The sequence below is a fragment of the Candidatus Poriferisodalis sp. genome (assembly GCF_965208555.1).
GTDB lineage: Bacteria > Actinomycetota > Acidimicrobiia > Acidimicrobiales > Poriferisodalaceae > Poriferisodalis.
Map to the genome: position 1 here is coordinate 2,865,673 of NZ_OZ242342.1, position 23,514 is coordinate 2,889,186.

General features: G+C 66.7%; 18 protein-coding genes. 10 read left to right on the plus strand and 8 right to left on the minus strand.

Annotation, left to right across the window (positions count from 1 at the left end; translation table 11 throughout):
* Window positions 1-23: 23 nt before the first annotated feature.
* Window positions 24-854 (plus strand): DUF6159 family protein, encoded by an 831-nt coding sequence (locus ACOGXE_RS13210; RefSeq protein ID WP_419931371.1) that lies wholly within the window; start codon window positions 24-26, stop codon window positions 852-854.
* Between the two features lie 672 nt (window positions 855-1,526).
* A complete protein-coding gene (locus tag ACOGXE_RS13215) occupies window positions 1,527-5,192 on the plus strand; it encodes a leucine-rich repeat domain-containing protein (RefSeq protein ID WP_419931372.1) in 3,666 nt (1,221 codons plus the stop codon).
* Window positions 5,193-5,237: 45 nt separating this feature from the next.
* Here the strand turns inward: ACOGXE_RS13215 and ACOGXE_RS13220 are convergent, their stop codons facing one another.
* The 4 genes from ACOGXE_RS13220 to ACOGXE_RS13235 form a co-directional block, all read right to left on the minus strand.
* Window positions 5,238-6,104 carry an LLM class F420-dependent oxidoreductase gene (locus ACOGXE_RS13220; RefSeq protein ID WP_419931373.1) on the minus strand — a complete coding sequence of 289 codons (867 nt, stop codon included), beginning with the start codon at window positions 6,102-6,104 and terminating at the stop codon, window positions 5,238-5,240.
* 52 nt (window positions 6,105-6,156) lie between these two features.
* Window positions 6,157-7,311 (minus strand): DNA methyltransferase, encoded by a 1,155-nt coding sequence (locus ACOGXE_RS13225; protein WP_419931374.1) that lies wholly within the window; start codon window positions 7,309-7,311, stop codon window positions 6,157-6,159.
* A 37-nt stretch (window positions 7,312-7,348) separates the two neighbouring features.
* Window positions 7,349-8,329, minus strand: coding sequence for a hypothetical protein (locus ACOGXE_RS13230; protein ID WP_419931375.1), 981 nt, complete (start codon window positions 8,327-8,329; stop codon window positions 7,349-7,351).
* A 410-nt stretch (window positions 8,330-8,739) separates the two neighbouring features.
* Window positions 8,740-9,963, minus strand: a complete 1,224-nt coding sequence (locus tag ACOGXE_RS13235) for an aminotransferase class III-fold pyridoxal phosphate-dependent enzyme (RefSeq protein ID WP_419931376.1) — start codon at window positions 9,961-9,963, stop codon at window positions 8,740-8,742.
* An 89-nt stretch (window positions 9,964-10,052) separates the two neighbouring features.
* Between ACOGXE_RS13235 and ACOGXE_RS13240 the strand changes: the two genes are divergently transcribed.
* Window positions 10,053-11,240: a CaiB/BaiF CoA transferase family protein gene (locus ACOGXE_RS13240; protein WP_419931377.1), complete on the plus strand. Its 1,188-nt coding sequence runs from the start codon at window positions 10,053-10,055 to the stop codon at window positions 11,238-11,240.
* Between the two features lie 39 nt (window positions 11,241-11,279).
* On the opposite strand, the gene ACOGXE_RS13245 is transcribed toward ACOGXE_RS13240, so the two are convergent.
* Complete coding sequence (locus ACOGXE_RS13245) at window positions 11,280-12,503, minus strand: acyl-CoA dehydrogenase family protein (RefSeq protein WP_419931378.1); 1,224 nt, start codon at window positions 12,501-12,503, stop codon at window positions 11,280-11,282.
* A gap of 74 nt (window positions 12,504-12,577) precedes the next feature.
* Between ACOGXE_RS13245 and ACOGXE_RS13250 the strand changes: the two genes are divergently transcribed.
* From ACOGXE_RS13250 to ACOGXE_RS13260, 3 genes are all read left to right on the plus strand, one after another.
* Window positions 12,578-13,213 carry an NUDIX hydrolase gene (locus ACOGXE_RS13250; RefSeq protein WP_419931379.1) on the plus strand — a complete coding sequence of 212 codons (636 nt, stop codon included), beginning with the start codon at window positions 12,578-12,580 and terminating at the stop codon, window positions 13,211-13,213.
* 133 nt (window positions 13,214-13,346) lie between these two features.
* Window positions 13,347-14,204 (plus strand): SMP-30/gluconolactonase/LRE family protein, encoded by an 858-nt coding sequence (locus tag ACOGXE_RS13255; protein WP_419931380.1) that lies wholly within the window; start codon window positions 13,347-13,349, stop codon window positions 14,202-14,204.
* Window positions 14,205-14,215: 11 nt separating this feature from the next.
* Window positions 14,216-15,004 carry an alpha/beta fold hydrolase gene (locus tag ACOGXE_RS13260; protein WP_419931381.1) on the plus strand — a complete coding sequence of 263 codons (789 nt, stop codon included), beginning with the start codon at window positions 14,216-14,218 and terminating at the stop codon, window positions 15,002-15,004.
* A gap of 30 nt (window positions 15,005-15,034) precedes the next feature.
* Here ACOGXE_RS13260 and ACOGXE_RS13265 read toward each other — a convergent pair whose 3' ends face one another.
* Window positions 15,035-15,814, minus strand: a complete 780-nt coding sequence (locus ACOGXE_RS13265; protein ID WP_419931382.1) for an SDR family NAD(P)-dependent oxidoreductase — start codon at window positions 15,812-15,814, stop codon at window positions 15,035-15,037.
* A gap of 74 nt (window positions 15,815-15,888) precedes the next feature.
* On the opposite strand from ACOGXE_RS13265, the gene ACOGXE_RS13270 reads away from it, so the two are divergent.
* The gene (locus tag ACOGXE_RS13270) at window positions 15,889-17,133 is read left to right on the plus strand and encodes an MFS transporter (RefSeq protein ID WP_419931383.1); all 1,245 of its coding nucleotides are present in this window, start codon (window positions 15,889-15,891) and stop codon (window positions 17,131-17,133) included.
* Between the two features lie 5 nt (window positions 17,134-17,138).
* Here the strand turns inward: ACOGXE_RS13270 and ACOGXE_RS13275 are convergent, their stop codons facing one another.
* Window positions 17,139-19,685 carry a DNA polymerase gene (locus tag ACOGXE_RS13275; RefSeq protein ID WP_419931384.1) on the minus strand — a complete coding sequence of 849 codons (2,547 nt, stop codon included), beginning with the start codon at window positions 19,683-19,685 and terminating at the stop codon, window positions 17,139-17,141.
* A 121-nt stretch (window positions 19,686-19,806) separates the two neighbouring features.
* Here ACOGXE_RS13275 and ACOGXE_RS13280 point away from each other — a divergent pair, with 121 nt between their 5' ends.
* Window positions 19,807-20,118 carry a HigA family addiction module antitoxin gene (locus ACOGXE_RS13280; protein WP_419931385.1) on the plus strand — a complete coding sequence of 104 codons (312 nt, stop codon included), beginning with the start codon at window positions 19,807-19,809 and terminating at the stop codon, window positions 20,116-20,118.
* A gap of 55 nt (window positions 20,119-20,173) precedes the next feature.
* On the opposite strand, the gene ACOGXE_RS13285 is transcribed toward ACOGXE_RS13280, so the two are convergent.
* Window positions 20,174-21,271 (minus strand): aminotransferase class IV, encoded by a 1,098-nt coding sequence (locus tag ACOGXE_RS13285; protein ID WP_419931386.1) that lies wholly within the window; start codon window positions 21,269-21,271, stop codon window positions 20,174-20,176.
* A gap of 122 nt (window positions 21,272-21,393) precedes the next feature.
* Here ACOGXE_RS13285 and pgsA point away from each other — a divergent pair, with 122 nt between their 5' ends.
* Both pgsA and ACOGXE_RS13295 read left to right on the plus strand, forming a co-directional pair.
* A complete protein-coding gene (gene pgsA, locus ACOGXE_RS13290; RefSeq protein ID WP_419931387.1) occupies window positions 21,394-21,993 on the plus strand; it encodes a CDP-diacylglycerol--glycerol-3-phosphate 3-phosphatidyltransferase in 600 nt (199 codons plus the stop codon).
* A 33-nt stretch (window positions 21,994-22,026) separates the two neighbouring features.
* Window positions 22,027-23,505 (plus strand): molybdopterin-binding protein, encoded by a 1,479-nt coding sequence (locus ACOGXE_RS13295; RefSeq protein ID WP_419931388.1) that lies wholly within the window; start codon window positions 22,027-22,029, stop codon window positions 23,503-23,505.
* The last annotated feature ends 9 nt before the right edge of the window (window positions 23,506-23,514 follow it).

Consider the following 23,514-nt stretch of genomic DNA (forward strand, 5'->3'; position numbering starts at 1 on the left):
ACTGACGAGCGAGGAGTATCGAGATGGGTCGATTCGCCAACACTTGGCGGCTGACGAAGACCTCGTGGTCGCTGCTGAAGCAGGACCGCGAGCTGCTGTGGCTGCCGGTCCTCAGCATGCTGACGATCCTCGCCATCGTGGCTGCGGCGGCCGTGGTCGGCTTCGTGACCGGCAGCTTCGACGCCGATGGGGGTACCGAGGGCCTCGGCGGCAGCGCAGCGGTGCTCGGGCTTGTGTTCGCGTTCGTGGTAACAGCATCGGTGATCTTCTTCGAGGGTGCGCTGGTAGCCGGAGCACACGAGCGCATGACCGGCGGCGACCCCACCGTGCGCAGTGCTATGAGCAAGGCTGCGACGCGGCTGCCCAGCCTGCTCGGCTGGGCGCTGATCACCATGACGGTCGGCCTGCTGCTGCGCTTCCTGCGGGAGCGCATGGGCTGGCTGGGCCAGATGCTCACGTTCCTCGCAGAAGCCGCGTGGGGCGTCGCCACCTACCTCGTGGTGCCAGCCATCATCATCGACGACTACCGGTCATTCGCCGGTGTCAAGCAGTCCATGTCCTTGGTGCGGCGCACATGGGGCGAGAATCTGATCTCTCAAGCCGGGTTCGGGTTGCTCAGCTTTGTGTTGTCGCTGCCGATCGTCATTGTTGCCGTCCTGATCGCCACCCTGGTGCCTGGCGTGGGCACCGTCATCGGCATCGTGGTGGGCGTGGCAGGCGTGCTCGCCGTCACCGTGGTCGTCAGTGCCTTGGGGCTCTACTTCAAGACAGCGCTCTATGAGTACGCGACCGACGGTGTGGCGCACGGCGGCTACGACGTGAACCAGATGCGCGACTCGTTCCGCACCAAGTAGCCACGTCGAGCGGCACCGCTGGGCGGGAGTCCGCGCCGAACTCGACAGCCAGCAGCTGAGATTCAGTGCCCCCGAGCTTGGTGAACGAGGCGGTGTCCATCTCATCGGCGATCCCGACCCCGGACGGGATATGAGCATTCGCTCACGTGCGAGCTGACGATGGCTCTTTTCAGCATGTAACAGCTGAGGTCGTGTGGCATGCTGGGGCTTCAGCCACCCCTCGAGGAGACTGCTCATGCGCTCACGCCCGGTTCAGCGGATTCACCGCTGCGCGTCTTCGACCCCCCCCCCCCCCCTGATCGGTCGACGAGACCCTCGCTCGCACTGATCCGCAGGGCGGGGTCGGCGCTTGTCGCAGCGCTGACTGGCCTCGCGGCGCTGCCGCTGGCGGCCTCGCCGGCACAGGCGCAAAGCACCCGTCCCGAGGTGGCATCGGTGGCGGTCACTTCCGATGCCGGCGGCGATGACACCTACGCATTGGGCGAGACAATCCATGTGACAGTGACCTTCAGCGAAGCAGTCAGGGTGGCTGGCCCGGTGCGGCTGAAGATCGACATGGATCCCGCGGCGTGGGGCGAGAAGTGGGCGTTCTATGGGAGCGGCAGCGGCACAGCGGAGATCACCTTCACCCACACGGTGGTGGAGCCCAACTTCTCCTCCCAAGGCATCGCCGTGCTCGCTGACAGCCTGGAACTCAACAACGGCGAGGTCCTCTCGCAGTCGTCGCTGGCTGGCGCGGTGCTGTCACACGCAGGGCTCGGTCATGACGCGGCCCACAAGGTGGACTGGCGGCTGTCGCCGCAGGCGCCGTCGGTGACCGGTGTGGCGATTTCCTCGGATGCGGGCGCTGACGCCACGTATGCATTGGACGAGTCGATCCGGGTATCGATGTTCTTCAGCGAGGCGGTCACGGTGACTGGCGCGCCGCGGCTGGAAATCGACATGGATCCGGCTGCGTGGGGCGAGAAATGGGCGGTCTATGAGAACGGCAGCGGCAGCACGGAGATCACGTTCACCCACACGGTGGTGGAGCCCAACTTCTCCTCCCGGGGCATCGCCGTGCTCGCTGACACTCTCGAACTCAACAACGGCACCATCCGCTCAGCCGCATCGCAGACCGACGCCGACCTGACGCATACAGGCCTCAGCCACGACCCCAATCACAAGGTCGACTGGCAGCTAGCGGGCAACCAGGCCCCGGTGGTGGTCGACACCCAGAGCTTCTCCCAACCCTGGTTGGCCGAGCAGCACGACGCGCCCTATGCAGCGATGCCCACCACAGCGCCGTCGCTGAGTAACCCCCAGACTCACTGGGGGTGGAACAACGCCCCCCTAGGAGTATTGGTCAGCAAGCCGTTCCACGGCGTGTTCTCCGACCCTGACGGCGACAAGCTGACCTACACCGCCTCCATTACCGGCGGCGACAGCCAGATGGCTGAGTTGTTCGAGCTCACCGTCGACGAAGAGCGTCGACGAGCCCACCCCGATCCCCGCTGGCAGACAGGGCTATTTGACCGCGTGTGGTTCCGGGCCCAGCCCGACACGAGTGAGGTCTGGAAAGCCGCCGCGACGCTTGCGGACCCGCTGATCACCACCGTGACCCTGACCGCGACTGACCCGGGCGGGCTTTCGGCCTCGGTGTATGGGTACTTCGTCACCGACTGGGATAGCCAACCGGTCTTGAAGAGTGCCGTCGCAAGCCCGCAGGCCATCGAGTTGACGTTCGACCAAGCGGTGAAGGGCACCCCTGCGGCGGATCAGTTCTCGGTCAACGCCGTCAGCGGCGGTGACGACGGTCCTCAGGCGGCCGCGATGTCCGAGACTGCCGCAACCGTCAGCGGCGTGTCGGTCAGCGGAGCGGTGGTCACGCTGGAGATGGCATCAGAACTCAGGCTTGGACAAGCCCTCACTGTCGACTACGCCCACCGGGCCGACGCGTCGCTGCAGCGGGCCAGCGGCGGCGACCACCTGCCCAGCTTCACCGGTCGCGCGGTCACGGTGTCCCTGCCCGAACTCTCGGTCTCGGTGTGCGACCGCACGCCGACGGTGCGTGACATCTTGGTGGAAAAGGTCGGCGGCGACAAAGAGTGCGGTGAGATTTCCGCAGAAGATTTGTCCAACGTGAGATCCATCAGCATCAGCGGAGCTGGTGGAGCAGTGGCGACCATGAACTTGAAGTCCGGTGATTTCGAGGGCTTGTCAAGACTGGTGCGGCTGAACCTGAGTGTGCCCAGCCCGAGTCACCCCGGGTACATCGGTAAGAGCTATGGGTTGGCTTCACTGCCGGCAGGCATCTTCGACGACCTGTCCAGTCTGCGGGAACTGGATCTCAGCGGTAACTATCGCATTTCCGCACTGCCCGAGGGCATCTTTGACCGTCTGCAGAACCTGCGCAAGCTGGACTTGGAACTCGAGAACCTGTCTACCTTGCCCGCTGGCGCTTTCGACAGTTTGACCAACCTGGAGAAGCTGGACCTATCCGCCAATGCTCGAAACTGGTTCTCTAGGGGCCGTGGGCTGACTGCACTGCCGTCGGGCATATTCGATGGCCTTACCAGCCTGACAAGTCTGGAGTTGCACGACAACAGCCTGACCGAACTCAGCGAAGATGTGTTCAGCGGGTTGTCCAACTTGGAAGTATTGGATTTGGACGGCAACCTCCTCACCGATCTGCCCGAGGATGTGTTCGACGGCCTGACACAGCTGCAGCGCCTCGAGCTAGGTCTCAACGGTCTGGTGGCACTGCCCGAGGACGTGTTCGACGGTCTGTCCAGCTTGCAGGTTCTGTACTTGAGTGAACAACGATCCAATGATGGGTTCACAGTTGGGGACAATCGTTCCTTGACCACATTGCCAGCAGATGTCTTTGACGGCTTGTCAAGCTTGAAGAAGCTGGAGCTGTTCGGCAACGGCTTGACCGCATTGCCGGAGGAGGTCTTCGACGGGCTGTCCAGCCTGGAAGAACTCGACCTGCACGAGAACAGATTCACCACACTGCCCGAAGCCGTATTCGAAGGCTTGGCCAACCTGCGATTCTTGGAGCTGTGGGTGTACCCGTCGTGGTCCACCTGCAGCTTGGATGCCCGGCTGAGAGCAATGCGAGCGGGCATCGTCCGCAGGCTGCCCGAGCTTGAAGAGCGGTTGCCCGATCTGGAAGAGCCGTTGCACCCTGGCTTGACGGCATTGCCAGCGGACATCTTCGACGGGCTGTCCAACCTGGAAGAGCTCAGCCTGAAAGGCAACCGCATGACCACGTTGCCGGCGGACGTGTTCGACGGGCTTACCAGCCTTCACGCGCTGGACCTGTCTCACAATTGCGTCTTGACCAACGTGCCCGAAGGCACGTTCGCCGGCTTGTCCAGCCTCGTACGTCTCCTGCTGGGCGACACTCCCGTGTCGCCCCTGCTGGCCGTCACTGAGATCAGCAACAAGTCGAGCGTTCGCGAGCTCAACCTCTCCAAGCAACATCGCTTCGCGCACGGGTACAGCCTGACCGAACTGCCGCCGGACACGTTCAGTGGCTATACCAATCTGGAAAAGCTCAACCTGTCCGGACACAGCTTGATCGCGCTGCCCGTCGACGTGTTCAACGGTCTCTCGAACCTGCAAGAGCTGAGACTGGAGGGCAACGACCTCACGGACCTGCCCGAGGATCTGTTCGCCGGCTTGTCCAGACTTGAGGAATTGCGCATCAGCGGCAATGAGCTGACTGAGTTACCCGAGGATCTGTTCGCCGGATTGTCCAGGCTTGAGAAGCTGCGCATAGGCAGCAATGAGCTGACTGAGTTGCCCGAAGATCTGTTCGAGGGACTCTCCAGCTTGTATTCGCTGGGAATGAGCTACAACAGCCTGACAGCGCTGCCCGAGGACTTGTTCGACGGCTTGTCCAAGTTGTATTCGCTCGATGTACACGGCAATGAACTGGCTGAGTTGCCCGAGGATCTGTTCGACGGACTGTCGTACCTGCGCGAGCTGGACCTGAGCCACAACAGTTTGACGGAGCTGCCCGAAGACCTGTTCGACGGCATGGCCTGGACCGACGGGAAGATCTGGTTGAACTGGCTGAAGCTGGACCACAACAGCCTGACCGAGCTGCCCGAGGATCTGTTCGCCGGCATGATCGGACTGGCCACTCTTAAGTTGCGAGGGAACGACCTCACGGACCTACCTGAGGGCGCATTCGCTGATTTGATCAACCTCGGCCAGCTCGATCTACGAGACAACAAACTCACCTCGGCGTCGGAGGAGATGTTCAACAGCCTTCCCAAGCTGCGGTGGCTGTACCTGGCCGGCAATCCCGGGCATCCGTTTGGCCTGACTCTCAGAGAGGGCACTTAGCTCGACCCCTGAGTCGCCCGCAAGCGCTGTGGGAGAAGCGACAGGTCAGGTGGCTGCTGCTGTGCGGCGCTGGCGCGGGGTGCCGATGCCGTGCTCTGCGGCGAAAGCAGCGAGCCCATCGCTGATCACAGCGACGTCGCCGCTGTTCCACGAGATCACCAGCTCGTCGACACCGACTGCCGCGTACTCGGCGGCCAGCGCCGGCGTGAGCGTGTCGGCACCGAGACGTACCGAGACCTCAGAGGGAACGCCGGGCCGGCCTGCGGCTTCAGCGGCCTCGCGGATGACCGGCAGGCGTTTCGCGACGCTCTCGGGAGTCAGCATCATCGGATGCCAGCCGTCGCCGAGCTGGCCCACCCGGCGCAGCGCCGGCGGGCGGTTGCCGCCGATGAGGATCGGCGGGCGGGGCTGCTGCAGCGGCTTGGGAGAACTGACCGCGCCGGTGAACGAATAGTGCTCACCGGCGAAATCGGCGCTCGATTGAGTCCAGAGCAGGTTCAGCACCTCGATGAACTCGTTGCTGAGCGCACCCCGGTCGTCGTAGCCCACGCCCAGCAGCTCGTTCTCCTCGGGCAGGCTGCCGACGCCTAAGCCGACTACCAGACGACCGCCGCTCAGGCGGTCGAGCGTCGCCAGTTCTTTGGCCAGCACCATCGGGTGCAGGTACGGCATCACCAGCACGCTCGTGCCCAGCCGCACCCGGGAGGTGCGGGCGGCCATCCACGTCAGCGTCACGAGCGCATCGTGATATGGACGCTCGCCGAGACGGTCCCACACGTAGCCGACGTTGAGGACGTGATGGTTGACCCACACCGAGTCGAAGCCGAGTTCCTCGGCTCGGACCGCCAAGCCGACGACGTCAGCAGGGTCGTCGACACCAAAATTGTTGGGCACGGTGAAACCGAACTTCATGAGACTCCTTGCTGAGCATCGGCGAACCAGCATCGCAGATAGGGCAGAGCAATCAGCCTGATGCCTCTACGCGACGGAATCCTCTGCTGCGCGCCCAGCTGTCTGCGCCTGCGCCAGGGAGAAGGAAGTCAATCTCTCTGGACTTGGTGCCGCCCCGGCCGTGGCCGTTGGAGGTGCCAGCGAGGGCGGCACTTGTCGGCAACTGGAGCAGCTGCCGATCGGGCCAGACGTCTCTGATTGCGGCTATGCAGAGATCAGCAGTCCTGCGTCGCTGGTCGCTGCGAACCAAGATCGTGGCTTCGTCGCGGAGGATCCTGTCGGACTCCCGAAAGACAGATGTGATGAGTTCCCTGTAGGCCATCTGGTGGGAGAACTTCGAGGTTCTCTTCCAATCCTGGCCAAATTGGTGCCCGAGGAGCCAGAGACGCAGCCAGTGGTCATTCCAGTAGTCGGTGACGCCGCAGTAGGGAGGTGACGTGACCAGGAGCATGGCCTCGCCGGCAGGCTGTCGTGGGAGTTCGGCGCGCGAATCGCCGAGGAGTACCTCGCTGGTTGCTTGGGCAGGGATGCCGTACTTGTAGCGGCGGCGGATCTTGTCCTTGAGCACCGCGACAGGGTCGACATCGGGCGGCCGTGCCATGTCGGCTTCAGTCCACCATTCGACGGAGTATTCGGGAGAGAGCGCGATGGTCGGCGAGAGGGAGTTTGACAATCCGCTGCCGAGTTTGTCCTGCATGTGGAGGGCGACGAAGGCCATGAGCGTGCGGTCGACAACGGAGGTCCTCCATTGCAAGTCGCGGCGGGCCGCCCGAAGCAGGCCCCGCACCTGAGGTGCCCATGCCATCGTCTCGAAGCGATGCCGCGAGCGCTGATCGGTGGGGCGCTGGCTCCTGGCAAGTTCGTCGAGGCGCGCCGTTACGTCGTCGACGTCGGGCGCGGGTTCTTGTTTGGCAGCCGTGTACAGCCACGCGATGGGATTGATGTCGACCGCGAGAGCCCGACGACCCAGGACAGTCGCAACAAAGGGAGCGTTTCCTCGCCCGCAGAAGGGATCGAGTACCAGATCATTCGGGCTGGTGAGGTGGCTGATGACGTCGTGGAGGAAGCCACGCGGGAACATCGCGTAATACCGACCCAACCCGTACCAGCGCCCCGCTGCGGTGTTTCGACGCCAGGTGTCCGCCTCGCTCGTGATGGTGAGGGTCATGGAGTCATCTGAGCAGGCTCTGGGGCCCCTGTGCGGGTTAGTAGTGGCTGATGGTGGTGAGGCCGATGACTCCGAAAGTGTTGTCGTCGCGCAGGTACTGGAGGAACACGATCTTGATCGTGTGCTCGGTGGCGGTGGCCTCGACGGTGTTGTCGAGCTGCGCTTGGGTGAGCGTGTCGCCTGGACCGCTGGGCGATCCAGTGGGTGCCTGCATCAGCGTCGCTTGGATGTCGCGGGCCGCCGGGGGCGGGCCGACGGGCGCCGAAGCGGAGGGATAGGCGTTGACGGATTCTGTGCTGTCGAGCACCACGCCCGATGGCTGGACGCACCGCCAATCCCAACGCGTGACCTCTCCCTGATTGTTCACAGCACCAACGACTGGGGCGCAGCTGTCCTGCCCCGGGTACGTGTACCTGGTCGAGAGGCTGTTCTCGTGCTCGCCTTCGGTCGGCACTTCGATGCCGGTGACGGCGTCTCGCCAGTTGTTGCGGAAGGTGTAGGTGTTGATGACCACCGACCAGTTCAAGATGCCGGTTTGGGTGTTGACCCATTCCTCGAAGTCCACCCACACGACGCCGTCGTGGCCGTAGGTGGTGACCGAGTACGACCCACTGCTGCACTTGACGGCCACGCCGGTGTCCATCTTGTCTCGGCACTCCTGATCGGTCGCCGACGACGAGCTCGGCGGGAGTTGTCGCAATGTGGCTTTGAGCTCCGGGGGCGTCGTCGGGGTGGGCTCGGCCTGAGGCGGCAGGGCGGGCACATCGATGCGCCGGTAACGCGACCGGACGCTCAGTCCGTGGTCGTTGCGTGCCTGTATCCGGTACACATAGGTGCGCTCTGCCACCACGGTGTCGTCGACGTAGCTGGTGTCGGCGCGGGCGGTGTCGTCCTCGATGATGTGGAACTGCCCGGCCGCATCCACGCTCGGGTCTCGGCGCAGAATCTGATAGCCGGTGATCGACGGGTCGCCCGGATCAGACCACGACAGGGTCACCTCGAACGCTCCGTCCACCACCGACGCAACCGCGCTCGGGCGCGGCGGGATTGCCGGAACAGAACCGCTGCTGGCCGCAACTGGCGCTACGCCGGCCGCGAACACCGCGAGCACAGCCGCTGAAGCGGCCAACCGCCGCGGCCATGCCGCTCGGGACCCCTCCGCCCCCTGCGACCGGGCGGGCCGGGCAACCCTCAAACCCACGTCCAACAAACTGCGCATCGACATCGGAACCCCCCCGATTCACGCTGCTCACATGGTCACTTTGGCTCATGTTTTGCTGCAGCATACACATGATAGTTGTAACGATTAGATCGGCGCAACCATGCAATGGCCGCAACCACTCACCCGGCCGCGAAAGGTCGGTGAGCTGTGTCGTTTGCCTGCTGGAGCCGCCGTTCCGGTCGTTCAGGAACAGCGCGATTTCGGCTTTAGGACAGCGCAGTGAAGGCGGCGTCGGCGATGTCGCAGGTGCGGTTGATGTCGTCGTCGGTGTGGGCCGTGCACACGAAGTTGTTGTGGTAGCTGAGCAGGTAGGCGCCTCGGCGGATGCACTCGGCCACCCAGCGGGCGTGGAACTTCGAGCCGCCCTCGCTGACGACACGCAGGTACGGCATGGCGGGCACACCGCTCACCCGCAGTTCGTGCCCATGAGCTGCTGCCACATCTCCCAACGCCTCGCCGAGACGGGTGCCGATCTCGGTTGCCGCATTGGCGGCATCCGCAGCGCGCAGTTCCCGCAGCGTGGCAAGCCCAGCCGCCATCGGCGCAGCATTGAAGAACTGCGTGCCGGTGAAGAAGGTCTCAGCGGCGGCTTCCTTCAGGGCGTCACTGCCGGCGAGCGCGGCGAGGGGATGCCCGTTGCCGATCGCCTTGCCGAAGCACATCAGATCGGGTGTGAACCCGTATGCGACATGCGCGCCCGCCAGGTCGATCCGGAACCCGCTGCGGACTTCGTCCAAGATCACCACGATTCCGGCGTCGCGGCAGGCCGACTCCACCGCTGCCCAGTAGCCCTCCGCTGGCAGCTCGTTGTCGGCGAACACCGGGTGGTGGTACGGCGAGGAGATGAAGCAGGCGATGTCGCCCGGGTGGGCAGCGATGGCCGCCTGCACTGCTGCGACGTCGTTCCACGGCACCTCGATGACGAAGGCCTGATCTTCCGCAATCGTGCCCTTGTTGCCCGGCGCCTGCATCCACGGCGTCGAGCCGTGGTAGCCGCCCTCGATCTTCAGGATGCAGCGCCGGCCCGTCGCGGCGCGCGCAACCATCACGGCCAGCCCGGTCGCGTCGGCGCCGTTCTTGCCGAACAGCGCCCAGTCGGCCCCGTCCACCATGTCGACGAGCTCTTCGGCCAGTTCGACCATGACCGGCGCAGCGAGGCTCACCGTGCTGCCGTCGGCTGCCTGTTTGGCGGCCGCCTCTTCCACTGTCGGGTGGTTGTAGCCCAGGATGTTCGGGCCGTACGCGCACATCCAGTCGATATAGGAGTTGCCGTCCACGTCGGTGAAGCGGGCGCCTTCTGCCGACGAGAAGAAGACCGGGCCGTCCTCGATGACCGCCGGGCCGTAGTGGCCGTAGACGCCCTTGGGAACGACGGCCTTGGCTCGCTCGTACAGCTCCTGGGACTTCTGGGTTGGCATCGGCTCGCTCATGGCTGTGCCTCTCGACGAGAGCTTCTTGTTGGGCTGAATCCTGACACATCGAAGGGCTGCCACCCCCGGGCGGGGGTTACCATCCGGCGATGGGAGCGCTTGACGGTTACCGCGTGCTTGATCTGGCCGTGCTGGTGCAGGGCCCGCAGGCAGCGGCAACGCTGCACGACATGGGAGCGTCGGTCATCAAGATCGAGCTGCCGGGCATGGGAGACCTGGGACGGGTCATCCCCAATTCGCCTGACGATCTGCGAAGCCCGTACTACGAGGCCTGCAACCGGGGGAAGCGGTCGGTCACCCTCGACCTGCGCACCCCGGGCGGCAAGAGCACCCTCGAGCGGCTGGTGCAGAGCACCGATGTGCTGATCCACAACTTCGTGCCCGGGACGATGGAGGCCTGGGGCCTGTCCTATGAGCACCTGTCGGCGATCAACCCCCAGCTCGTGTACGCCACCGGTTCGAGCTTCGGGCCCATCGGGCCCAAGTCGACCCGCGAAGGGGCCGACATGACCGGGCAGGCCGAAGGCGGGCTCATGTTCGGCACCCGCATCGACGGCGGTCCTCCCATCATCAACGGGGCGGTCGTCTCCGACCACGTCGGCTGCCAAAACATGGTCGCCGGCATCCTCGCGGCGCTGCTGCATCGTGAGAAGACCGGCAGGGGCCAACGGGTCGACGTGTCGCTCGTCGGCAGCACCATCTACGCGCAGGCGTCCGAGATCACCTACACCCTGCTGACCGGCCGCAACCCCGAGCGGACCCACTCGGGACACGCCATCATCCCCACCCTGCTCCACACCGTCGAGGCGGCCGACGGCTGGATCCACCTGCTCAGCGGCACCGGACCGGGATGGCCCGAGTTCGCCCGGGTGCTCGACCGGCCCGACCTCGCCGACGACGAGCGGTTCATGGCCCTGATGCTGAGCGCCGAGGCCCGAGCTGAACTGGTCGCCATCATCGACGAGGTATTCCCCACCAGGACCATCGCCGAGTGGGAGGCGACGCTGGAGGGGGCCGGCGTCCGCTACGGGCTGGTACGCGACTACGAGACGATCGTGGCCGACGAATCGATGTACGAGAACGGCTACCTGCGACGGGTGGAGCACCCCGATGGCAGCCGTGCGGTGATCGGCACCCCGATCCGCATGTCGGAGACGCCGCTCGAGCCCGGCGCTGTCGCGCCGGAGCTCGGTCAGCACACTGAGGAGGTGCTGCTCGAGCACGGCTACTCGTGGGAGGACATCGGCGCGCTGCGCGCCGGGGGCGCCTTCGGCTGAGGGCTGCGTCTCGGCGTGTTGCCGCTGCAGCGAATGGGCTCAGGCGTACAGCTGCCGCAGCGACCGGGCGATTCGATCAGTCTGGATCTCGGTGCTGCCGTCCACGTAGTTGGCGATGCGCGCCCCGACCAGGTGGTGGCCGCCTGGGTGATCGCTGCGCAGGCCCTCGGCGCCCATGGCCTGGATGCACGTGGCGATGTCGGCCTCGGCCGTCTCGGTGGCGAACTTCTTGGCGTGGGCGGCGGGCAGGATCGCTCCCGTCGCGTCACCGGTGCGCAGCGACTCGGTGACGGCCTCGATCGCCCGCCCGGTGAGCAGGCGTGCGGCCTCTAGGCGGTTCTGCACGCCGGCCAGCTTCCAGGCGAGTCCCTGGTGGGCGATGACGGGCTTGCCGAACGCCTCGCGCTCGGCGCCGTAGCGCACTGCGCTCGCCAGCGTGGCTTCCACCATGGCGCAGCACATGGCCGCGACATAGGTGCGGGCGCCGTTCACGCTCGACAGGGCGGCGATGAAGGCTTCTCCCGCGGGGCTGAGGAGGTCATCGGCTTCGGCAACGTAGCCGTCCAGCCGGAAGCCGCCCGTCCCGATGAGATGGCCGCCGGCCAGCTCGTAGGGCGGCAGCCGTTCGAAGCCGGGCCGGGTGCCGTCGATGAGGAACAGCGCGATGCCACGACCCCGAGAGCCTGGTTCGGTCTGCGCGTAGCAGAAGATGACGTCGGAGTGCGCGGCATTGGTGATCCAGGCCTTGGCGCCATCGAGCCGCCATCTGCCGTCGACGGGCGTCGCCGTAGTGGCGATGTTGGCGAAGTCGCTGCCGGCGCCGGGCTCGGTCAGCGCGGTGGAACCGAAGCGGCGACCGGCCATCAGGTCGGCCAGGTACAGCTCACGGTGGCGTTCGGTGCCGCGCTGCGCCACTCGTGCTGCAACGTTGCCGGTATTGACGAGGCTGAACGCGAACGGCATCGAGACAGCGCTGAGCACCTCGGTGATTCGGCACTTCTGGGCGAAGCTCATCCCGAGCCCGCCCAGTGCGGTGGGCACCTCCATCGCCAGCAGGCCGATTTCGGATGCCTCACGCAGGGCTTCGGGCGCCATGCGCTTCTCGGATTCCCAACGGCTCACATTGGGAGCCACGACGGTGTCGCGGAACTGTGCAACTTCGCCCACAAAGGCCTCGAACGTCGCAGCCTCCATAGCGGCGATGGGATCGTCAGCAGCGTCCGTGCTGTCGGGGTCGGCAGCGTCAGCGTCGGCGGCAGTCACCGCGGCGACGGTAGCAGCGGTGACCCGAGGCCAGCCGGGAGCAGACACGGTTCGGCCACCTACGCTGCGACATTGTGGTTGGGCCGCCCGCTGTCACCCAAGCGTTCACAGATGTGCGCTTGTCCGACGTGCTCAGCCAAGACTTAGACACGCCGCATCAGGGTCCGACTGCGGCCGTAGCGGCTGTGGTGCGATGGGGCGATCGCGGGCCCGAGATGCTGTTCATCGAGCGCGCGATCCGAAACGGGGACCCCTGGTCGGGCCACATGGCGTTTCCCGGCGGCCGGACGGAACCTGACGACGACGACACGTTCGACACGGCGGTGCGCGAGAGCCGCGAGGAAATCGGATTCGACATCACCGCGGACGCGGGGGTTCGCTGGCTCGGCCGGCTCGATGACCTGGAAGGCAATCCGCGCTGGCGCGGCGCCGCGCTGCGGGTGACCCCGCATGTCTGCTGGCTCGAGGGCGGCCGGCCCGAATTGACCCTCAACTACGAAGTCGCCGACGCGTTCTGGGTGTCGGTGCTGGAGTTGGCTGATCCGGGGCGCCACATCGATTACCACTACCCGCCGAGGCCCGACGAACGCTTCCCGGGAATCGAAGTGGGACACGGACGCGTGATCTGGGGCATGACCCTGCGGATGCTGCAGGACATGTTCACCCGCGCAGGCCACCCGCTGCCCATTCAGTTCAGCCCGTCGAGCTGAGCTCGAGCAGCGGGCGCTGGGAGCGGGTGCTTGCTGCGCCTGCGCATGCCATGTTCGTTAGGGTCCGCACACCGTGGGCTCGTGGGTTCAGGCCGATGGCCGGGTATCAAGAAGCGGAGCAGGGGAGACGTCGATGAGCGCTGACTTCGAGTTGGAGTTGCTGAGTTCGGGATGGGGCCTCATCGAAGGTCCGCGGGTGGACGAGCACGACAACTTCTATTTCTCCGACGTGCCCAACGGCGGCGTGCGCCGGCTGAGGCCCGACGGCGAGATCGAGATCGTGGTCCCAAAGCGTCGGGGCGTCGGCGGCATGGTGCTGCACGCCGACGGCGGTGTTGTGGTGAGCGGTCGCAACATCCAGCACGTCACCGACGCCGGCTCGGAAGTGCTGTTCGCTCCCGATGTCGCCGGCTTCAACGACATGCACACTGACTCGTTGGGACGCGTTTACGTTGGCTCGCTGCGGCGCAACCCGTTCGACGAGTCATCCCCCGACGAGGCGGGCGAGCTGTACCGCATCAACCTGGACGGCTCGACCGACGAGGTGTATGGCGACGTCCAGCTCACCAACGGCATCGGCTTCTCACCCGATGGCACCCGGCTCTATCACTCCGACAGCATTCCAGGCCGGGTGTGGGTGTCCGATGTCGACGGCGATGTCGTATCGAATCGACGCGAGTTCGTGGCCGAGCGCAAGGTGCCCGACGGACTCGCGGTGGATGTCGACGGCGGCGTGTGGGTTGCGCTGGCCGAAGGCGGCCGGGTGCAGCGCTACACGCCAGACGGCGAGCCCGATCTCGCCGTGCCGGTGCCCGACCAATTTGTCACCAGCGTCTGCTTCGGCGGCGCCGACATGCGCGACCTGTACATCGTGACCGGCGGCAGTACGGCCGATGCCCTCGGCGCGGCCGGCGGCGGGTGCATCTTCCGCACCCGTGCGCCGGTGGCCGGCGTGCCGACCCCGCTCGCACGGGTGCGCCCTGCATCCTGAGCGCCGGTTCCATGAACGCCTCGAGTTCCGTTTTCTCCTGGTCCTATGGCCGCCATGGCGCGCCGGTGCTGCTGTGCCTGCACGGCATCGGATCATGCGCCGATGCGTTCTTGGGCCAGCGCCCGCTCGCCGAACGCTTGGGCGTGCGGCTGGTGGCGTGGGATGCCCCCGGATACCGGCATTCGGCAGACCCCGCCGCAGCGCCGGGAATCGATGGTTGGGCTGATGCGGCGGCGGCCCTGATTGCCGCCGAGTCAGATGGCCCTGCCGCGGTGCTGGGTGTCTCGTGGGGCGGCGTCACGGCGACCAGGCTGGTCCTGCGGCATCCCGAGCTGGTCTCGGCGTTGATCCTGGCCGATTCCAGTGCCGGCGCCGGTACCAAGCCCGAGCAAGCGGAGGCTATGCGGGCGCGAGCAACGGATTTCGTCGATCTGGGGCCCGAAGGCTTCGCCGCTGCCCGTGCGCAACGGCTTGTAGGCCCAGATGCCAGCGACGAGCTGCGTGCGCATGTGGCCGAGATGATGGTGCCTTCGATTCGCATGCCCTGCTACCAGTGGGCCTGCGACTCCATGGCCGAGTCGAATCACTACCCCGACTTGGGGCGCATCACGGCGCCGACGCTGGTGGTGGTGGGAGAGCACGACGAGGTCACCCCGCCCCGCACCTCACAACGGCTGGCAGAGGGAATCGCGGGCGCTCGTTACGTAGAGATTGCCGGCGCCGGCCACCTCGCCAACCAGGAGCGGCCGGAGGCCTTCAACGACGTGGTCGCCGAGTTCCTGGAGTCGCTGGCGAGCTGAAGCGCCGTTCGCCGCCTGTTCTGGCGCCGATCAGCGGGGCGGCATCCGGATGCCGCCGTCCACCCGGATCACCTCGCCGTTCATGTACGGGTTGGTGATGCACTCCATCACCATGAAGGCCAGCTCCTCGCCAGAGCCGAGCCGCTTGGGGAACAGCACGCTCTGGCCTAGATGCGCCTTGAACTGATCTGATTGCTCGCCCTCGCCGTAGATCGGCGTGTCGATGAGGCCCGGTGCAATCGTGTTGACGCGGATGCCGGTGGCGGACAGATCCCGGGCAATCGGCAGGGTCATGCCCACGACGCCGCCCTTGGAAGCCGAATACGCCGCCTGACCGATCTGGCCGTCGAAGGCCGCGACCGAGGCCATGTTGACTACCGCCCCACGGGAACCGTCCGCATCGACCGGCTCGGTCTTGGCCATAGCGGATGCGGCCTGGGCGAGCATGTTGAACGAGCCGATCAGGTTCACGTTGATCACGAATCGGAACTGCTCGAGGTCCATCGGAACGTTGTTGCGGTCGATGGTGCGACCGGCACGGCCCAGCCCGGCCGAGTTGACCAGTGCTCGCAGCGGACCCATCTCGGAAGCTGCGTCCACCGCATCGCGGGCGTCGTCGATGTCGGTGACGTTGCAGCGAACGAACAGACCGCCAATCGACGAGGCCACCTCGCTGCCGAGATCTTCCTGCAAGTCTGCGACGACCACATGGGCGCCGGCGTCGGCGAGCTGGCGGGCGCTGGCCTCGCCGATGCCAGACGCTCCGCCGGTGACGATTGCTGAAGCTCCGCTGAGATCGAGACGCGGCATGTGGCTTTCCTCCATGTCGTGGATGCCGGATCGAAGCTAGCGTCGGCACTCGGCATGTCGGAGGGTCCACCGCGATGAAGAGCGAGCGGGTCGCGACATTCGCCGCGCTGGGGGTGCCGGCGTTCCGGCTGCTGTGGCTCAGCGGCGTGTTCTCCTTCATGAGCATCCAGATGCAGTTCCTGCTGCGCTCGCTGCTTGCGTGGGATCTCACCGAGAGCGAGGAGGCGCTTGGCATCGTCATGTTCGCCTTCGGTGCGGCATTGGGGATCTCCACGCTGTTCGGCGGCGTGGCGGCTGATCGACTGTCGAAACGACGGCTGATGCTGAACGGGCAGATGGTGCTGCTGCTCGGTTCGATCGCCATGGGTGTGGCGCTAGCGACTGATGTCATCGCGTTCTGGATGCTGATCGTCTCCAGCGCTTTGCAGGGCCTCGTGTTCGGCTTGATCGGACCGGCCCGCATCTCGATGACGACCGAGCTGGTCGGCCGTGAGCGGCTGGGCAATGCGATCACGCTGTCGTCGCTGTCGCTCAGCGGCAGCCGTGTCATCGCCCCGACCGGCGCCGGGCTGCTGGCTGGTTGGGCGCTGTTCGGTCTTGCCGGGGCATATTTCGTCTCGGCAGCCATTGCGACGCTGAGCTATGTGCTGCTGGTGCCGTTGCCGGAGACGAGCAAGCGGGACGATGCGCCGGTCGGTGCTGAGCGCGCCGTTCGGCTGGCCATCGGCAACCCGCTGGCCGAGATGCGCCAGGGAATCCGCTACGTCATGAACCGCCCCGACCTTCGCCGGCCGATCGTGACGTCGATCATCGTGATCATGTTCGGCTTCAGCTACGTCGCCTTTCAGCCTGCGCTCGTCGAAGGCGTCTTCAGCCTTGGTGACCGGCAGGTCGGCTTCATCGCCGGGGCGTCATCGATTGGTGCCGTCGTCGCGTCGATCGTGCTCGCCTCGCGTGCCGACTCTCCGGGCGCCGGCTCGATCCTGGTTGGCCTGGGCTTTGCCTTCGGTGCTTCGATCATGGCCCTGGCCTGGGCCCCGAACTATGAGATTGCGATGGTGGTCACAGCGGTCATCGGCGCGGCATCGGTCGGGTTCATATCGCTCACCCAGGCGATTGTCATGCGTGCCACCGACGAGGCGTACCAAGGCCGTGTCCAGTCGTTGGTGCAGCTGCCGTTCGCAGCATTCGCCATCGCTGCCGCGCCCCTCGGCGTGCTGGCGGAGTGGACGGGCGTCCGGACCATGTTCCTGACCATGGGAATCGCCGTGACGCTCAGCATGGTGATCTACTCGATGGCCAGCGCCGACGGCGGCTGACCTCCTCAGCCGATGTGTTCGATGATCGAGGTCTCGGACAGGCTCGACCGGATGTCGGTGTCGGCTCTCGTGGGCACATCGGGGCACCAGCGCGACATCGCAGTCTCCAGCGCTGCCTTGACGTCTGCGGCGATCGCCAGCGCCTCGGCTTCATCGCATTCGATGACGACGCTGTCATGGACGGTCTGCACCGCGTCGGCTGTGGGGTAGCGCGTCAACACCTCGCTGAGCCGGCCGTAGGCGTCCAGCATCACGTCGGCCACGCCGCCCTGAATTGGAGCGTTGCGATAGGCGTTGGCCATCTGGCCGACCCGGGTGTGCAACGCGCGTCGCAGCAGGAACTGTTGGTCGGCATCGCCCATTGCGACACCCACCTCGTCGATCACGGCGCGCCGCAGATGCCGTTGTTCCAGCACCTTGTCCACGGCCGGCCGCAGAGCGCCTCCCGCCGCGCCTGACGGCGGCGCAAGATCGAAGCGGGCCAGCACCCGTTGCCACACTTCGGCCGGGCGAGGCTTGGCCGAGCAGCCGACCACAGCAGCGGCTTCGCCCAGCACCCAGTCCACGGAAAACGTGAACTGCTGGCGGCGGCCCGCTGGTGTGTGCGAGCTGAACGACAGCGGCGAGCCATCGGAACGGACGACAACCGGTGCGGCGAACGACAGCGCCCAAGCCACCTCTGCAACCCCGATCTCGCTCAAGCCGATCGCTGGGCCGCCGGCAAACCGGCCTGGGTCCATTGCGCCCGCCCGTTCGGCTGCGAGCAGGGCCTCGTGAACCTCCTCGGCGCTGTGATGCCGGCGCTGCTGGCTGCGCAGCGTCCGGCGGGCGTCATCGGTGCGGGGCCACAGCGCCCCCAGCCGCAGCGTCAGCGGCCAGTCGGCATCCAGCGAGGTGGCGGCGAAGTGCCCGATGAAGCGGTCCCGCTCGTCCACCCAGTGGGCGATGCCGGGATACGCGCTCAGGTAGGCCTCGATGAGCGCGTCGGCCTCGCCGCGGCTGGTCGGCACCCCGGCATCGGTAAGACCGCGCGATAACCCCGCGCCACGCTGCCCGTACAGGATCCCGAAGTTGATCCGCTTGGCCTTGGTGCGGAACTCCTCGTAGCGAGGCCGGTCGAGTGCTGCCAGCCCTGCCGGTCCGTCGAGACGCACGCCGAACATCCGCTCGGCGGTGGCGGTGTGGATGTCGAGACCTTGCTCGAACGCCGACCGCAGGCCGTCGTCGCCTGCGAGCTGGGTGGCGAAGCGCAATTCGGCCTGGCTCAAGTCGGAATAGACGAAGACCCGCCCGGACGAGGGCTTCATGTAGGGCTTCAGCCGAGGTGTGAAGTTCTGCGCATTCGGGTTGCGGCTGGCCAGCCGACCCGTGTTGGTGCCCACCACCTGCAGGTACTCCGGGTGCAGCCGGCCGTCGGCCCACAAGTGCTCGGCCATCGTGTGCCCATAGGTGCTCAAGGTCTTGGACAGGTCGCGGTAGGCCAGCAGCGCGCTGCAGAGTTCGCCGCCGATGCCCGCCAGCACCGATGCGCCGAGCGAATCAGTCGGCGCCAGCGGCCGGGTTCGGCCGTCGGTCTTGGTCGTCCATGCCTCCACCTCGTCGGACGCAAAACGGTTCAGCACGTCGCGTGCCTGCTGTTCGCTGTCGGGGTTCCAGCTGGGCTCGAGGCCGGCGCCGAAGAGATCGCCTTGACCGCCGCCGGTCAGCTCGGCCAAATGGGTGAGCACCTCGACGCGCCGTGACGCCAGCTCCGCCAGCTCGGCTTCCCAACCCTGCACGTCGAAGGGCAGACCGGCGCGCTCCATGCGGTCGAGAAACGGCCGGGCCGCCTGCTCCAGACGGCAGACCTCCTCCAGCCCGGCATCTCGCAGCCCCTCACGCAGCACGCCCGACACCCACAGGGTCTCGACGGCGTCGGCTGCGGCGTAGGCAATCTGTCGATCACTCAGCGGGCCGTTGGCCCCAAAGGAGAACTGCGTCGTGGCCTTGCCTTCGACGCTCAGGCCGAGGTAGCGCTCGGCGGCCCAAGCCAGTCCGTGAAAGAAGCTGAACCCGGTTAGCCCTTGATGCAGCAGGGCATCGGCCAGTTGCGCGTCCCACCAGCGCAACGACCCGACGGCAGCGCCTGCCGCTGCGGCCGGCTCCATCAGATGAGTGTCGATGACCCGGTCGTCAAACGTCGCGTTCCAGGCATCCGATGCTAGATCCGGCACCCGGAGACCCTCGTGCAGCGCTGTTGCCAGCTCCACCAGGTCGTGCCTGCCGACGTCGACGACCCACGCGCGTTCGACACCATCGGGAGAGCGCGTTGCTGCGGAGATCACCCGCAGCTTCGGCACAAGGCCGCGCGTCTCGGCGTCACGCGGCTCAAAATCCGTCTCGGTGTCCACCGCGCGGGCTGCGGACGCAGAAAGTGCATCGACGAAGTCGCCGAGCTGGTCGCGGCTCACGACCGTGATGGGAACCTGAGCTGGGTCTCGCGACGCCTCGGGACGCGGGTCGAGCCGCCGGAGGTCCGCTGGGGTGCGGGCAACATCGGCGGCAGCGTCCACGAGCGCACCCTACGACGAGCCTGTAATGCCCACCGGCCGCCGGCTGACGCAGCCGTTCGGCGAGACTGGTAGGTGCATGTGAACGACGAGGACTGCGCCGACTGCCACTGAGGAGCCAGCTATGCCGATGCAGAATCCGCCTCATCCCGGCGAGATCGTCAAGTGGGAGTGCTTGGAGCCGTTGGGACTCACCGTGAAGCGGGCTGCACAAGGCCTGGGCGTGACACGGCAGGCCCTGTCGAGTCTCGTCAATGGTCGCAGTGGCCTGTCCATTGAAATGGCCTGCCGGCTGTCTGCTGCATTCGGCTCGACGCCAGAGACATGGCTGCGTGTGCAGATGGCTTATGACCTCTGGGAGGCACGTGAACAGCTCGCGTCAGTCGAGGTAGAGCGGTTCTCGGACGCTTCCGCGCTGGCAGCACCCGCTGCGTGATCGCTTGGCCGGCGGGTGGGGCCGGGCGGCTCCACTCAGACAGGGCCGAGCCACTTCAGGGCGCAGCCGCCGGGTACTGGACTTCGATGAAGTCTTCCGGCGAGCCGTCGCCGGCCTCGGTTTCCGCAGTGATGAGCTCGTGCAGTTGCTTGGCAACGGGACCCACGCTGCCGTTGCCGATCGGGGCGCCGTCCCACTCCACGACCGGAAAGACATGGGTGTCGCCGCCGGACATGATGAGCTCAGCGCCGGCGCGAGCCTCGTCGGCTCGCAGCGGTCGCTGCTGCACGTCACGCAGCAAGCCCTCGTCGCGCAGGGGTCCGCGAGCCAGATCCAGCAGGCGCCGCATGGTGGTGCCGTGCAGGATGCCCTCGAACGGGGGAGTGACGAAGACGCCGTCGTGGCTGATGCTGCACACGTTCAGCACGCAGGCCTCGGCGATGAAGCCGTCGTCGTCGACGATGATGCCGAACGTGCCGCCCCCGTCAGCGGCCTCCAGATGGGTCAGGACGTTCAGCAGGTAGTTGTTCGACTTGATCTGGGCCAGCAGCGGCGGTTTCATGGGCGTGTTGCGCACGGTGGCCTCACGGAAGCCGTCCACCATTGGATCGAAACCGCCTGAGCCGAAGCCCATCGGGTCGAGCACGACGCAGTAGAAGCACGGCTCCTCGCACTCGGCGGGCATGAACGAGAACCCGCCTGGGCCCGCCGTCAGCCAGTACCGCATGAGGCCGTCGCGGACACCCGACGAGGCCGCCGTGTCGGCCACCATCTGAATGAGCTCGTCACGGGACCACGGGACCGCCAGACGGGCGCCTTCTGCGCTGGCGAGCAGACGGTCGATGTGGATGCCGAGCCGGTAGAGGCGCCCGTTCACCAGCGAGCAGGTATCGAAAATGCCGTGGCCCCGGTGCACCATGTGATCGTCGAGGGGCACGGTCATGACGGTGGGATCGGTGACGACGCCGCCGAGGTAGGAGCTGAACATGGCGTGGCAACCGCGCTTGCCCCGGCGTCGCGCGGCCATGCGCTCCACGGCTTCGGCGGCACTCAGGACCTGTTGAGCGGGGCGCAGGCCATCGGCTGCCCGGTTGAGCGGTGCGGCGTTGCCGTCCGCGTTCTGGTCGGCGGTTGGGACCGTCCGCAGCGCCACGTGCCGATACTACGTGGATGGCGTCGGTCGGCCCAGGGAGGCTCCGCTGATCTCACGGCGGCCTCGTGCAGATGGCAGAGCGGCGGCCGACCAGCATTCCGCTCGCGTAGCCTCGCAGGGCAATGGCCGATCCGGATGGGGAGGACGCGCCCCCGGTATTCGGGCCGACGGCACTGGCGACGCCGGCCAACCTGGTCACGGTCGCCCGGATCGCAGCCTCTCCGGTGTTCATCGTGATGATCGTGTCGTGGGGGGCACGATGGGCCACGTTCGTCGTCGGCTTTGCCATCGCCATGACCGACTACCTCGACGGCTGGCTCGCCCGCCGTCACGGCACGACGCGCGCCGGCGCTTTCCTGGATCCGCTGGCGGACAAGGTGCTGGTGCTCGGCGGCATGGCGGCGCTCGTGTGGAACGGCCAATTCCACGCTGTCCCGGTCATCGTCATTGCGGCGCGGGAGCTGTTGATCAGCGCCTACCGGTCGCGCGCCGGCCGCCAGGGCATCACGGTGCCCGCCACCAAGCTCGCCAAGTGGAAGACGTTCGTGCAGCTCTGGGCCATCGGCTTCGCTGTCATGCCCCCGTTGGCCACGAACGCCCACTGGGTGGCCACGCTGACGCTGTGGCTGGCGGTGGCGCTGACCGTCTGGACCGGCTGGTCGTACCTGCGGTCGGCTCGCGGCGTGGCCGCCGACCAGCTCGGCGACGGGGCATCCGACTGAACTGCGCGGCCCCTGCGCCTAGGGTCAGCGCTCGTGAAGACCGAGATCGTCGCCGTGGGCACCGAGCTGCTGCTGGGCCAGATCGTCGACACGAACTCCTCGTGGATGGGCGAGCAGCTCGCCCTGGCCGGCATCGACAGCCACTACCAGACGAAGGTGGGCGACAACTGGGACCGCATCGAGGACGCATTCCGGCTGGCGCTTGACCGCAGCGATGCCGTCATCGTGTGCGGCGGCTTGGGGCCCACCCAGGACGACATCACCCGCGAGGTGCTGGCGTCGGTGATGGGGGTCGAGCTGGTGCTCGACGAGCGCATTGCCGAGCGGATCCGGGCCATGTTCGCCAGCCGCAGCCGCCCGATGCCCGAGAACAACCTGCGCCAGGCCATGGTGCCCGTCGGCGCGTCGCCGATCCCGCAGCAGCCGGGCACCGCGCCCGGTCTGGTGGCGCCCATCCGCTGGGTGCGAGGCGTGGGTGCCGTCGCGCCTGGCGCTGAGCCGGCGGAAGGGGCTGAGCTCCTTGACCGGGTGGTGTACGTGGTGCCCGGCGTGCCGTATGAGATGCGCGAGATGATGAACGGCACCGTGCTGGGCGACCTGCAGCGGCGCGCCGGCGTCAGCGCGACCATCGAGAGCCGCGTGCTGCGCACGTGGGGCCAGAGCGAATCGGGTCTGGCGGAGATGCTGGCCGGTCGCATCGACGAGCTGGACGAATCCGGCAACCCGACGCTGGCGTTCCTGGCCAGCGGCATCGAGGGCATCAAGCTGCGGATCACAGCGAAGGGTGCCGACTCGGCCGAGGCGTGGCAGCTCATCGATGCCGAGCAGGCGGTGCTGGAGCCGCTGCTGGGCGACCTGGTCTTCGCCTACGACGACGACAACATGGAGACGGCCGTGCTCGCCGAGTTGGGCCGGCTCGGGCTGACTATGGGTGTCGCGGAGACCATCACCGGCGGCCGCATGGCCAACCGGTTGTCCTCCGCGGAGGCCGCGATGCGATCAGGCACTGCGCCGGGTGGGGCCAAGCTGGGCGATCCTGGCCTAGCGTCCGGTTCTGACGACGCCGAGTCCGATGGCACAGCATCCGACGGCGGTGGACCCGGGACGTTTGCGGGCGGCATCGTCGCCCGCTCAGAGCACTTGGCTGACTACCTGCTGCACGCCGGCTCATCGGAGGTGTCCCCGCTGGGCGATGATCTCGTGCCGCCGCTGGCCTCGGCTGCCGGCGCCGAAGCGCTTGCCCGTGCTGCCCGCCTGCGCACCGGCGCCAGCGTCGGCCTTGCGGTCACTGCAATCGAGGATCGGGCAGCGGCCACGCCGGAGCACCCGTTCGGCACGGCATTCCTGGCCGTGTCGATTTCGGCGCAGCCCGCCCGCGGCGATCTGCCCGCCGTCGAACACCGGGATCACGCCGACGAGATCCGCCTGCCCGGCGACCGCGAGCGGCTTGCCGACTACAGCGCCATCTCGGCGCTCAACCTGCTGCGCCTGATCCTCCAAGACCGCCGCTAGCAGCTTCGC